The following is a 12439-nucleotide window of genomic DNA, read 5'->3' as shown; positions in this document are numbered from 1 at the left end:
CCCTCGCCGCCGGGAACGCCCCATCGGGGCGCCGGCGGTTTTGCTTTGATAGACGCGCTATGAGCAAGATTCCTCTGACCGTTAAGGGCGCCGAGAAACTTCGCGCCGAACTGCACCGCCTGAAGACGGTGGATCGGCCCAATGTCATTGCCGCCATTGCCGAAGCCCGTTCCCACGGCGACCTCTCGGAAAATGCCGAGTACGATGCCGCCAAGGAGCGCCAGGGCTTCATCGAGGGCCGGATCCAGGAAGTGGAAGGCAAGCTTTCCCATTCCCAGATCATCGATCCCCAGGCCCTGGATGCGGACGGACGCTGCGTTTTCGGCGCCACCGTCGATCTGGAGGACCAGGATTCCGGTGCCCAGGTGACCTACCAGATCGTGGGTGAGGATGAGGCGGACATCAAGGAAAGCAAGATTTCCTTCAACTCCCCCCTGGCCCGCGCCCTGATCGGCAAATATGCCGGCGATATCGCCCAGGTGCAGGCTCCGGGCGGCCTGCGGGAGTATGAAATCCTCGACGTGCGTTACGAATAAGTCCGGCGTAACCCATCATGTCCCGGGCCCTGTTCAACCGATCTGCCGCTGTCCTGGCAGGGGTGGCAGGGCCTTGGTTTTTGTCTTGAACCAAAGATGACCAAGCCTGCCGTCCTGTCCCGCCTGGCCACGGCGCTCTGCCGCGGACTGTTGGTCCTCTGGGTCGGTGCCCTGTGGGCGGTGGGTTACCTGGCCGCGCCGGTGCTGTTTGCCAGCCTGCCCAGGCTGGTGGCCGGGGAAGTGGCGGGCAAGCTGTTCTTCATCGTCGGCTGGATCGGCATGGCGGCCGGCATCCTGCTCCTGGTTTATGTGCGTCGCACCCAGGTGGCCGGCCGCGAGCGGCGGCTGCGTCTGCTGTTGCTGTCGGTGTTGTGGCTGCTGGCGGCGGCCCAGCTGTTCTGGCTGCAGCCGGTGATTGCCGGCATCAAGGCCCAATTGCCCCCCTTGCCGCCGGACGTGGCGTTCCTGGGGCCGGAGTTCGCCTTCTGGCATGCCTTGTCCAGCGCCCTCTACCTGCTGCAGAGCCTGGCGGGGCTGATTCTGGTGATGCTGGGGGGAGTGGAGAGCCGGCGGCCTGCTGTGGCCTGACCACCGGCGTGCCTGTTCAGGCCTGGAAGCTGCGCTTGGTGCGGCGGGGGGCGGAGCGGGGACGGCGCTGGGGGGCGGCCTTGACCGGCTTGCCGGCGGCGTCCAGAGTGGGGCGCCACAGTACCAGCAGTTTGCCGATGTGCTGCACCGGGGCAGCGTCGAGTTGCTGGCAGATTTCCTGGAGGAACTGTTCCCGTTCTTCCCGGTTGTCGTTGTACACCCGGACCTTGATGAGCTCATGGCTCTTCAGGGAGGCGTCGATCTCCTTCATCACCCCTTCAGAGAGGCCGTTCTGGCTGATGCTGACGACGGGGTCGAGGGAATGGGCACGGGCTCGCAGAGCGCGGCGCTGGTCGGCATTGAGGGAAAGCATAGGAAGCACCTGATTCAAAACGCGGATTCTACTGGATGGCACGTTCCAAGACCAGCAAGGCGTGGCTGCAAGAACACGTCAATGATCATTTTGTCCATCGGGCCAAGGCCGAGGGCTGGCGTTCCCGCGCCTCCTTCAAGCTGCTCGAGATCGACGACAAGGACAAACTCCTCAAGCCCGGCGAGGTGGTGGTGGACCTGGGGGCGGCCCCCGGCGGCTGGTGTCAGGTGGCCGTGCAGCGGGTGGGGGAGGGCGGCAAGGTGTTCGCCATCGACCTTCTGGAAATGCAGGGTATCGCCGGTGTGGACTTCATGCAGGGGGATTTCCGCGAGGAATCGGTGCTGCGGGAGTTCGAGTCGCGCCTGGCGGGGCGCCAGGTGGGGCTTGTACTTTCGGACATGGCCCCCAATATATCGGGGGTGAACGTTTCCGATCAGGCGCGCTCCATCTATCTGTGCGAACTGGCCCTGGAATTCGCCCGGGAGCACCTCAAGCCGGATGGCGCATTCCTCGTCAAGGTCTTCCAGGGCAGCGGTTTCAACGAGTTCCTGGCGGCCATGCGGGAGACCTTCGAGGTGGTGGCGACACGCAAGCCCAAGTCGTCCCGGGATCGCAGTCCGGAACTCTATTTGCTCGGCCGGCGTCTCAAGCATGGTGGGTCCGTATAGCCCCGCCTGCTGTCAGACCGGCTTTCGGTTTAGAATGGACCATTCGTGGCATTCGAGGTTTAGCCGCCGTTGAGCGGCGAGAGGAGCACACTTGAACAACATGTTTAAAAACCTGGCCATCTGGCTGGTGATTGGCCTGGTCCTGATGACGGTGTTCAATCAGTTCAACAACCGTCAGGTTGCCCAGAACTCCATGGAATACTCCCAGTTCATCGACGAGGTGAAGGCTGGTCGTATCAACAAGGTGGTGATGGAAGGCCGCACCCTCAAGGCCACCACGACGGAAGGCAAGCGCGTCACTTCCTATTCGCCGGGCGACATCTGGCTGGTTTCCGACCTGCTCAAGTACGGCGTCAAGATCGAGGCCAAGCCGGATGAAGAACCCTCCATGCTGATGAGCATCTTCGTCAGCTGGTTCCCCATGCTGCTCCTCATCGGCGTCTGGGTCTTCTTCATGCGCCAGATGCAGGGCGGCGGCAAGGGCGGCGCCTTTTCCTTCGGCAAGTCCAAGGCCCGCATGCTGGACGAATCCAACAACACAGTCACCTTCGCCGACGTGGCCGGCTGCGACGAGGCCAAGGAAGAAGTGTCCGAGCTGGTGGATTTCCTGCGGGACCCCTCCAAGTTCCAGAAGCTGGGCGGCCGCATTCCCAAGGGCGTGCTGATGGTGGGCAACCCGGGTACGGGTAAGACCCTGCTGGCCAAGGCCATCGCCGGCGAGGCCAAGGTGCCGTTCTTCTCCATCTCCGGTTCCGACTTCGTGGAAATGTTCGTCGGCGTGGGCGCGGCCCGGGTCCGCGACATGTTCGAAAACGCCAAGAAACACGCCCCCTGCATCATCTTCATCGACGAAATCGACGCCGTCGGCCGCCAGCGCGGCGCCGGCCTGGGCGGTGGCAACGACGAGCGGGAACAGACCCTGAACCAGCTGCTGGTGGAAATGGACGGTTTCGAGGGCCATACCGGCATCATCGTCATCGCCGCCACCAACCGTCCCGACGTGCTCGACCCCGCCCTGCTGCGCCCGGGCCGTTTCGATCGCCAGGTGGTGGTACCCCTGCCCGACATCCGCGGCCGGGAGGAAATCCTCAAGGTGCACATGCGCAAGGTGCCGGTGGCCGGTGACGTGCGTGCCGACATCGTGGCCCGCGGCACCCCCGGTTTCTCCGGTGCCGATCTGGCCAACCTGGTGAACGAAGCCGCCCTCTTTGCCGCCCGCAGCAACAAGCGCCTGGTGGACATGGAGGACTTCGAGAAGGCCAAGGACAAGATCATGATGGGCGCCGAGCGCCGCAGCATGGTCATGAGCGAGGAAGAAAAGCGCAACACGGCCTACCACGAGTCCGGCCATGCCGTTGTCGCCAAGCTGCTGCCCAAGGCCGATCCGGTGCACAAGGTCACCATCATTCCCCGGGGCCGGGCCCTCGGCGTCACCATGCAGCTGCCGGTGGAAGACCGTTACGCCTACGACCGGGAATATCTGATGAACCGCATCGCCATTCTCTTCGGCGGCCGCATCGCCGAAGAGGTGTTCATGAACCAGATGACCACCGGCGCTTCCAACGATTTCGAGCGGGCTACCCAGATGGCCCGGGACATGGTCACCCGCTACGGCATGACCGACGCCCTGGGCCCCATGGTCTATGGCGAGAACGAAGGCGAAGTGTTCCTCGGCCGTTCCGTCACCACCCACAAGAACGTTTCCGAAGCCACCATGCAGCTGGTGGACAAGGAAATCCGCCGCATCATCGACCAGCAGTACGGCCTTGCCCGCAAGCTGCTGGAAGACAACCGGGACAAGGTGGAGGCCATGACCGCCGCCCTGCTGGAGTGGGAAACCATCGACGCAGACCAGATCAACGACATCATGGAAGGCAAGGAACCGCGCCCGCCCAAGGCGCCCCAGACGCCGCCCAAGTCGTCTGCCGACAGCAATTCCCCGGGCGCTGCGCCCAGCGCTGCCGCCACGGCCTGATCACGGCCTGGTTGCCAGGCGTTACAATACGGGGCCGGGAGGATCATCCTTCCGGCCTTTTCTTTTGTCTGCTGTCCACATGTCCCTTTTGCGCTGCGGGAAATTCACCCTTTCCCTGGAACGGCCCCTGATCATGGGGATCGTCAATCTCACCCCCGACTCCTTTTCCGGCGACGGCCTGGCCACCGATGCAGAACGGGCCGCGGCCCACGCCCGGGCCCAGATTGCGGCCGGTGCCGACATGCTGGACCTGGGGGCCGAATCGACCCGTCCCGGCGCCATCCCGGCCACCGCGGAAGAGGAGCTGGAGCGGCTGCTGCCGGTGCTGGCGGCCCTCAAGGATTGCGGCGTGCCCCTCTCGGTGGATACCTACAAGCCGGAAGTGATGCGGGCCGTGCTGGCGGCCGGCGCCGACATGATCAACGACATCGCCGCCCTGAGCTATCCCGGTGCCCTGGAGGCCGTGGCTGACAGCGATTGCGGCCTCTGCCTCATGCACATGCAGGGCGAACCCCGCACCATGCAGCAGCAGCCCAGCTACGGCGATGTGGTAGCGGAGGTGCGGGATTTCCTGGCCCGGCGGGTTGCCGCTGTCCGGGCCGCCGGCATCGCCGACGAGCGCCTGGTGCTGGACCCGGGCTTCGGCTTTGGCAAGACCCTGGAACACAACCTGGCCCTGTTGCGCCACCTGCCGGAAACCACGGTGGACGGCCTGCCCGTTCTCGCCGGCATGTCGCGCAAGACCATGCTGGGCGCCCTCACCGGCAAGCCCGTGGCAGAGCGGCTGGCGGCCAGCGTGACCGCCCATCTCCTGGCTGCCCAGCGCGGCGCCCGCATCCTGCGGGTGCATGACGTGGCCGCCACCCGGGACGCCCTGACTGTCTGGCAGGCCGTGGCCGCCTGAACACTGAAAGTTACGAGGACAACCATGAGCAGAAAATATTTCGGTACCGATGGTGTGCGGGGCCGCGTCGGCGAAGCGCCGATCACGCCGGATTTCGCCATGCGCCTGGGTTACAGCGCCGGCCAGGTGCTGGTGGCCCAGGACGGGCTGCCCGCCGGCGAGCGTCCGGCAGTGCTGATCGGCAAGGACACCCGGATTTCCGGCTACATGCTGGAAGCGGCCCTGGAGGCCGGTTTTTCCGCCGCCGGCGTCGATGTCTGCCTGGTGGGTCCCATGCCGACGCCGGCGGTGGCCTACCTGACCCGGGCCCTGCGGCTGCAGGCCGGCATCGTCATCTCCGCCTCCCACAACCCCTTCTACGATAACGGCATCAAGTTCTTCTCGGCCCAGGGCACCAAGCTGCCGGATGCGGTGGAACATGCCATCGAGGCCGGCGTGGAAGCGCCCATGGGCTGCGTGCCCTCGGACCGCCTGGGCAAGGCCCGGCGCATCGACGACGCCCGGGGTCGCTACATCGAATTCTGCAAGAGCACCTTCCCCAACGATCTGGACCTGCGCGGCCTGAAGATCGTGGTGGACTGCGCCCATGGTGCCGCCTACCACATCGCGCCGGACGTCTTCCACGAGTTGGGGGCGGACGTGGTGGCCATCGGCAACCGTCCGGACGGCCTCAACATCAACGCCGCCGTCGGCGCCACGGCGCCCAAGGCCCTCAAGGAAGCGGTGCTGGGCCAGCGGGCCGATCTGGGCATCGCCCTGGACGGCGACGGCGACCGGCTGGTGATGGTGGACGGGGAGGGCAACGTCTACGACGGCGACCAGCTGCTCTACGCCATCGTCCGCGGCCGCCAGGCCCTGGGCCCGGTGGCCGGCGTGGCCGGCACCCTGATGACCAACCTGGCCCTGGAAGATGCCCTCAAGGCCCTGGACATTCCCTTCGCCCGGGCTGCCGTGGGCGACCGCTACGTGCTGGAAAAGCTGGTGCAGAACGGCTGGCTCTACGGCGGCGAGAATTCCGGCCACATCCTCTGCCTCGACCGGCACACCACCGGCGACGGCATCATCGCTGCGCTGCAGGTGCTGGCGGCCCTGCGCCAGCAGGGCGGCAGCCTCAAGGCCCTGCTCGGGGACCTGGTGCTGTATCCGCAGAAACTGATCAACGTGCCCATGCCCAAGGGCTTCCCCTGGCAGGACAGCCCGGCCATTGCCGCGGCCCAGCGGGCGGTGGAGGCGGAGCTGGACGGACGGGGCAGGGTGCTGCTGCGCGCTTCCGGCACCGAGCCCCTGCTGCGGGTGATGGTGGAAGGGCAGGATGGCGAACTGATTGCCCGTCTGGCGGAGAAGCTGGCCGGCGCCGTGCGCCAGGCCGTCGGCGAATAAGGCGGGGCGGCATTCTTCCCGGGGCCATCCCGGGGAGGCAGGAAGGGCGGGTATCTTGGCCATTGCATGGCCAAGATACCCGTCTTTGCTTGATCCTGGCCGCCCTTTCCGGTGGAAGAGGGGGTGGTCCGGATTTATTACAGCGATGTAACGGAAGTGTAATAGTGGCTAGGTAGACTCCGCAGGGTAGTGAAATGCACCGTCTTATGCGTGTAACCCCTCCAAGGAGAAAACCTGATGAAATTTGCCAAAATCGCCGCTGCCCTGGGTCTTGCCGGCCTGGCCGTTTCCGGTATCGCCCACGCCCAGTCCGCACTGGTGAAGGTGGATGGCTCTTCCACCGTGTATCCCATTACCGAGGCGGTGGCCGAGGATTTCCAGAAGGAAAAGAAGAACGCCATCAAGGTGACCGTGGGTATTTCCGGCACCGGCGGCGGTTTCAAGAAGTTCTGCCGCGGCGAGACCGACGTTTCCAATGCCTCCCGTCCCATCCTGAAGAAGGAAATGGACGCCTGCAAGGAACTGGGCATTGCCTACTACGAACTGCCCATTGCCTATGACGCCCTGACCGTCATCGTCAATCCCCAGAACAACTTCATCAAGAACATGACCGTGGCCGAACTGAAGGCCATCTGGGAACCCGCCGCCCAGGGCAAGATCACCAACTGGAACCAGGTGAACCCGGCCTATCCGGACGTGCCCCTGAAGCTCTACGGTCCCGGCGCCGATTCCGGCACCTTCGACTACTTCACCGAAGCCGTGGTCGGCAAGGCCAAGTCCTCCCGCGGCGACTACACCGCCTCCGAAGACGACAACGTGCTGGTGCAGGGCGTTTCCCGCGACAAGGGCGGCCTGGGCTACTTCGGCTACGCCTACTACATTGAAAACCAGAAGAAGCTGAAGGCCGTGTCCATCGACAACGGCAAGGGCGGCGTCCTGCCTTCCCCCGAGACCGTGGAGAACGGTTCCTACGCTCCCCTGTCCCGTCCCATCTTCATCTACGTGAACGCCAAGTCCCTGGAAAAGCCCGAGGTCAAGGAGTTCGTCGAGTTCTACCTGAAGAACGCCCCCAAGCTGGTCAAGGAAGTGAAGTACGTGGCCCTGCCCGGCAAGGTGTATGAAGCCAACCGGGAACGCCTGGCCAAGAAGAAGGCCGGCACCGTCTTCGGTGGCACTGAAGCTGTCGGCATGAAGATCGAAGAACTGATCAAGCGCGAAGCTCAACTCTAAGCTGTTGCAGCAGGGCGGCCCGTTGCGGCGGGCCGCCTTTTTTGAGCCCCGGCCCTGCCGGACTCCATTAGAATGAGCCCCGAAAATCCCGTTATGTCTTCCACCCTTGTATCGGATGCGCCTGTGGCCGTACCCCTTGACCATGTGAGCGAGCGTTTCGTGCGGCGGCGTACCCGCCACCTGCGCGAAACCATCATTGAATTCATCCTGCTGGCGGCAGCCCTGGTTTCCGTGGCGACCACGGCCGGGATCGTCTTTATCCTGGTGAAGGAGTCCCTGGTCTTCTTCGACCACGTGCCCCTCATCGACTTCCTTACCGATACCCAGTGGACGCCTCTGTTTGACGATGCCCATTTCGGCATCCTGCCCCTGGTTTCCGGCACCCTGGTGAGCTCCGGTGTGGCCCTGCTGGTGGCCATTCCCCTGGGGACCATCATCGCCATCTACCTTTCCGAATTCGCTCCCTTCAAGGTGCGCGAAATCGCCAAGCCCTTCCTTGAATTGCTGGGCGGCGTGCCGACCATCGTCTACGGCTACTTCGCCCTGATGTTCATCACCCCGCTGCTGCAGCAGATTTACCCGGACCTGCCCGGCTTCAACCTGCTGTCCGCCGGCATCGTCATGGGCATCATGATCGTGCCCTACGTTAGCTCGGTGGCCGAGGACGCCATGCGCGCCGTGCCTATGAGCCTGCGCGAGGGCTCCTACGCCATGGGCGCCACCCGCTTCCAGACGGCGGTCAAGGTGGTAGCGCCCGCCGCCACTTCCGGCCTGGCCGCCGCTTACATCCTGGGCATCTCCCGGGCGGTGGGCGAGACCATGATCCTGGCCGTGTCCGCCGGCATGCAGCCCAACCTGACCTGGAATCCCCTGGAGCCGGCGGCCACCATCACCGCCTACATCGTCCAGGTGGCCCTGGGTGACCTGCCCCACGGTTCCGTGGGCTACCAGACCATTTTCGCCGCGGGTCTGACCCTGATGCTGATTACCCTGTTCTTCAACGTCATCGGTCACATCATGCGCAAGAAGTTCCGCGAGGCTTACTGATCATGAGCGATACCGCTGTCGTTGCTGCCCGTCTGCAGGAAATCCGTCGCATCATCGCGCGCCACAAGCGCTGGGATCTCCTGTTCGCCCTGCTCGGCCTGTGCGCCCTGATGCTGGGCGTGCTGACCTTCGTTTCCCTCTTCGCCCAGATGGTGGTAGAAGGCGGTCCCCGCCTGTCGGTGGATTTCTTCACCAACTTCCCCTCCCGTCGTCCGGAGCAGGCGGGCATCCTCTCCGCCTGGGTGGGCTCCACCCTGGTGATGATCGTCACCGCCCTGGCCGCCGTGCCCCTGGGCGTGGCCGCCGGGGTCTACCTGGAGGAATACGCGCCGAAGAACCTGATGACCGACATCATCGAGATCAACGTCACCAACCTGGCCGGCGTGCCTTCCATCGTCTATGGCCTGCTGGCCCTGGGCATCTTCGTCTATCAGTTCGGCTTCGGCCAGAGCATCCTCTCCGCCGGCCTGACCCTGGCTCTCTTGATCCTGCCGGTGGTCATCGTCGCCACCCGGGAGGCTATCCGCGCCATTCCCATCTATGTGCGCGAAGGTGCCTACGGTTGCGGCGCCACCCAGTGGCAGGTGGTGCGGGATCACATCCTGCCCTATTCCTCCGCCGGCATCCTCACCGGGGTCATCATCGGCATGGCCCGGGCCATCGGCGAGACGGCGCCCATCATCACCATCGGCGCCCTGACCTTCATTGCCTTCCTGCCGCCGGCACCCTTCACCGGCGAGCCCATGGCCGGTCCCTTCGACTGGGTCTTCGCCCCCTTCACGGTGATGCCGATCCAGATGTTCAACTGGACCTCCCGTCCCGAAGAGGCCTTCCACCAGAATGCGGCCGCTGCCGGCTTCGTCCTGGTGCTGATGACCCTGACCATGAATGCCCTGGCGATCTGGATCCGCTATCGCCTGCGCAAGAACATCAAGTGGTAAGGCCGGACCTCGCCCTCTATCGAATTGACCGTGCCTGCCTTTAACAGGCGCTCCAACAGGAATTAATCCATGACCACTGCAACCCCGATCGTCAAGGCCGAAGCGAAGGACCTGAATTTCTTCTACGGCGGCTTCCATGCCCTCAAGGGTCTCAACATGCCGGTCTACGAGAAGAAGGTGACGGCCCTGATCGGCCCTTCCGGCTGCGGCAAATCCACCTTCCTGCGCTGCTTCAACCGCATGCACGACCTCTACCCGGGTAACCGCTATCAGGGCGCCATCAACTTCTTTCCCGACCAGACCAACTTGCTGGCCGAGAAGGTGGATCCCATCGAAGTGCGCATGCGCATCAGCATGGTGTTCCAGAAACCCAATCCTTTTCCCAAGTCCATCTACGAGAACGTTGCCTATGGCCTGCGCGTGCGCGGCGAGAAGAAGCGCACCGTGCTCGACGAGAAGGTGGAGGAGGCCCTGCGCGGCGCGGCCCTGTGGGACGAGGTGAAGGACCGCCTGGACGATCTGGCCTTCAATCTTTCCGGCGGCCAGCAGCAGCGCTTGTGCATCGCCCGGGCCCTGGCTACCGATCCCGAACTGCTGCTCTTCGACGAGCCCACTTCCGCCCTGGACCCCATCGCCACCGCCAGCATCGAAGAGCTGGTGTCCGAGCTGAAGGAAAAGGTCACCATCCTCATCGTTACCCACAACATGCAGCAGGCGGCACGGGTTTCCGACTTCACGGCCTACATGTATCTGGGGGAACTGATCGAGTTCGGCATCACCGACCAGATTTTCATCAAGCCCCAGAAGAAGCAGACCGAGGACTACATCACCGGCCGCTTCGGTTGATTGTCCTTTTTTGCGAGTGGCGGAATTTGCCATAAATCATAGAAACGGCCGGACTTTCCGGCCGTTTTTCTTGATTTGCGGCGCATCCGGTATCTCCGGTTTTGCATTGACCCGGGAGTCTTCTAAAAGATATAATTAAAAAGTTTTATGCACTCCCGTTTTGGGGGCGCTTCACCTGATCCGAGTCTTTGAGTCATGCGCCAAAAACTGGTTGTTGGAAACTGGAAGATGCATGGCGGCTTGGCAGCCAACCGTTCCCTGCTCCAGGGTGTGGTTGCCGGGGTGAAGGGGCTTGCCGCTGCGGTCGAGTGTGCCGTTTGTGTTCCCTATCCGTACCTGGCTCAGGCCCAGCAGGAGCTGGCTAAGACTGAAGTGAGTTGGGGGGCGCAAAACCTGAGCGAGCAAGTCTCGGGGGCATTTACCGGTGAGGTAAGTACGGCAATGCTCAAGGATTTTGGCTGTCGCTATGTCATCGTCGGCCACTCGGAGCGCCGGGCGCTCTATGGCGAGGATGACGGGCTGGTGGCAAAGAAGTTCAAGCAGGCTCTGGCGGGCGGGTTGGTGCCGATTCTGTGTGTCGGTGAAACCCTGGCTCAGCGGGAGTCCGGTCAGACGGCTGGGGTGGTTGCTGCTCAGCTGGATGCGGTCCTGGATGCGGCGGGTGTTGAGGTTTTCGCCGGAGCGGTGGTTGCCTATGAGCCCGTGTGGGCCATCGGTACCGGCCTCACGGCTTCTCCCGCCCAGGCTCAGGCGGTGCATGAAGGGATTCGTGCCCGACTGGCGGCAAGAAATGCAGAAGTGGCTGCCGGAGTGCGTGTGCTCTACGGTGGCAGCGTCAAGGCGGGGAATGCGGCGGAGTTGTTTGCCATGCCCGATATCGACGGGGCTTTGGTCGGCGGCGCATCCCTGGTGGCGGAAGAATTCGTGGCCATTTGTCGTGCGGCTGCCTTTTGAGAAAAGAGTGACATGAATTACCTGTTTTCTGTGGTGTTGGTGGTGCATATCCTGGCGGCCCTGGGGATCATTGGTTTGGTCCTGATCCAGCATGGCAAGGGTGCCGATATGGGGGCTGCGTTTGGTAGCGGTGCGTCCGGCAGTTTGTTCGGCGCTACCGGTTCTGCCAACTTCCTGTCCCGTACCACCGCCATCCTCGCGATCGTTTTCTTTTCGACCAGCCTGGCGCTCGCCTATCTTGCTTCGGCCAAGCCGAAAAATAGTGGCAGTGTGATGCAGGAAGCTGTACAATCCGCGCCTGCTTCTGCGCCGAATGGCGCGCCGGCTGTGGTTGGCGGCGATGCCGCCGCTGCAGCGGCAGATGCTGGAGTTGGTTCGAAAGCGAAAGACATTCCCAAGTAATTTTTGGGTTTGGTTCTCTGGTACGGAAAGCAGAAGTCCTCGAATTGCCGTGCCAGAGTGGCAGTGCCGACGTGGTGAAATTGGTAGACACGCTATCTTGAGGGGGTAGTGACGTAAGTCGTGCGAGTTCGAGTCTCGCCGTCGGCACCAATTGCAACGAAGTCCAGTGGTTCCGCCAGGGGTCGTTGGGCTTCAGAACGAAGCGATAGCGCGGCGGATCATGCTGGAAAACTACTTCCCGATCTTATTATTCATTCTGGTCGGCATCGCCATCGGTGTTCTGCCGATTGTCCTTGGTTGGCTGATTGCTCCCAACCGTCCCGACGCTGAAAAGCTCTCCCCCTACGAATGCGGCTTCGAAGCCTTCGAAGACGCCCGTATGAAGTTCGATGTGCGGTATTACCTGATCGCCATCCTCTTCATCCTGTTCGACCTGGAAATTGCCTTCCTCTTCCCCTGGGCCACGATTTTCAAGGAAATCGTCAATACCGAGGCCGTGAAGTGGTTTGGTTTCGCCGAAATGATGGTTTTTATCGCCATTCTGGTGGTCGGATACATCTACGCCTGGGTCAAGGGCGCGCTGGAGTGGGAGTAA

14 protein-coding genes and 1 tRNA gene are annotated in these 12439 nt (G+C 63.1%); 14 read left to right on the top strand and 1 reads right to left on the bottom strand.

What is annotated here, in order from left to right:
* Positions 1-59: 59 nt before the first annotated feature.
* Both greA and OEL49_RS00440 read left to right on the top strand, forming a co-directional pair.
* Complete coding sequence (gene greA, locus OEL49_RS00445; RefSeq protein ID WP_014238077.1) at positions 60-536, top strand: transcription elongation factor GreA; 477 nt, start codon at positions 60-62, stop codon at positions 534-536.
* A gap of 96 nt (positions 537-632) precedes the next feature.
* Complete coding sequence (locus OEL49_RS00440; protein WP_287873728.1) at positions 633-1124, top strand: DUF4149 domain-containing protein; 492 nt, start codon at positions 633-635, stop codon at positions 1122-1124.
* A 16-nt stretch (positions 1125-1140) separates the two neighbouring features.
* Here the strand turns inward: OEL49_RS00440 and yhbY are convergent, their stop codons facing one another.
* Positions 1141-1497 (bottom strand): ribosome assembly RNA-binding protein YhbY, encoded by a 357-nt coding sequence (gene yhbY, locus OEL49_RS00435; RefSeq protein WP_014238075.1) that lies wholly within the window; start codon positions 1495-1497, stop codon positions 1141-1143.
* A 35-nt stretch (positions 1498-1532) separates the two neighbouring features.
* Between yhbY and rlmE the strand changes: the two genes are divergently transcribed.
* The 12 genes from rlmE (at position 1533) to OEL49_RS00375 (ending at position 12439) form a co-directional block, all read left to right on the top strand.
* On the top strand, positions 1533-2165 hold the full coding sequence (rlmE, locus tag OEL49_RS00430) for a 23S rRNA (uridine(2552)-2'-O)-methyltransferase RlmE (protein ID WP_014238074.1): 633 nt from the start codon (positions 1533-1535) through the stop codon (positions 2163-2165).
* Between the two features lie 91 nt (positions 2166-2256).
* The gene (ftsH, locus tag OEL49_RS00425) at positions 2257-4140 is read left to right on the top strand and encodes an ATP-dependent zinc metalloprotease FtsH (RefSeq protein WP_014238073.1); all 1884 of its coding nucleotides are present in this window, start codon (positions 2257-2259) and stop codon (positions 4138-4140) included.
* A 79-nt stretch (positions 4141-4219) separates the two neighbouring features.
* Positions 4220-5044: a dihydropteroate synthase gene (folP, locus tag OEL49_RS00420; RefSeq protein WP_287873727.1), complete on the top strand. Its 825-nt coding sequence runs from the start codon at positions 4220-4222 to the stop codon at positions 5042-5044.
* 24 nt (positions 5045-5068) lie between these two features.
* A complete protein-coding gene (glmM, locus tag OEL49_RS00415; RefSeq protein WP_287873726.1) occupies positions 5069-6424 on the top strand; it encodes a phosphoglucosamine mutase in 1356 nt (451 codons plus the stop codon).
* 237 nt (positions 6425-6661) lie between these two features.
* Entirely contained in the window at positions 6662-7654 is a 993-nt protein-coding gene (locus OEL49_RS00410; protein ID WP_014238070.1) for a PstS family phosphate ABC transporter substrate-binding protein, read from the top strand.
* 123 nt (positions 7655-7777) lie between these two features.
* Positions 7778-8701, top strand: a complete 924-nt coding sequence (gene pstC, locus OEL49_RS00405) for a phosphate ABC transporter permease subunit PstC (RefSeq protein WP_050804318.1) — start codon at positions 7778-7780, stop codon at positions 8699-8701.
* Positions 8702-8703: 2 nt separating this feature from the next.
* Positions 8704-9642 (top strand): phosphate ABC transporter permease PstA, encoded by a 939-nt coding sequence (gene pstA, locus OEL49_RS00400; RefSeq protein ID WP_130458759.1) that lies wholly within the window; start codon positions 8704-8706, stop codon positions 9640-9642.
* 69 nt (positions 9643-9711) lie between these two features.
* Positions 9712-10488, top strand: a complete 777-nt coding sequence (gene pstB, locus OEL49_RS00395) for a phosphate ABC transporter ATP-binding protein PstB (protein WP_014238067.1) — start codon at positions 9712-9714, stop codon at positions 10486-10488.
* 195 nt (positions 10489-10683) lie between these two features.
* Positions 10684-11442, top strand: coding sequence for a triose-phosphate isomerase (gene tpiA / locus OEL49_RS00390; RefSeq protein WP_287873725.1), 759 nt, complete (start codon positions 10684-10686; stop codon positions 11440-11442).
* A 12-nt stretch (positions 11443-11454) separates the two neighbouring features.
* Positions 11455-11844 carry a preprotein translocase subunit SecG gene (gene secG, locus OEL49_RS00385; protein WP_130458757.1) on the top strand — a complete coding sequence of 130 codons (390 nt, stop codon included), beginning with the start codon at positions 11455-11457 and terminating at the stop codon, positions 11842-11844.
* Between the two features lie 65 nt (positions 11845-11909).
* Positions 11910-11994, top strand: a tRNA-Leu gene (locus tag OEL49_RS00380).
* 70 nt (positions 11995-12064) lie between these two features.
* The gene (locus OEL49_RS00375) at positions 12065-12439 is read left to right on the top strand and encodes an NADH-quinone oxidoreductase subunit A (RefSeq protein ID WP_014238065.1); all 375 of its coding nucleotides are present in this window, start codon (positions 12065-12067) and stop codon (positions 12437-12439) included.

Source organism: Azospira sp. (genome assembly GCF_030247495.1).
Lineage (GTDB): Bacteria > Pseudomonadota > Gammaproteobacteria > Burkholderiales > Rhodocyclaceae > Azospira > Azospira oryzae.
The sequence above is the reverse complement of the archived record's forward strand: the minus strand, read 5'-3'. Positions and strand labels throughout refer to the sequence as shown.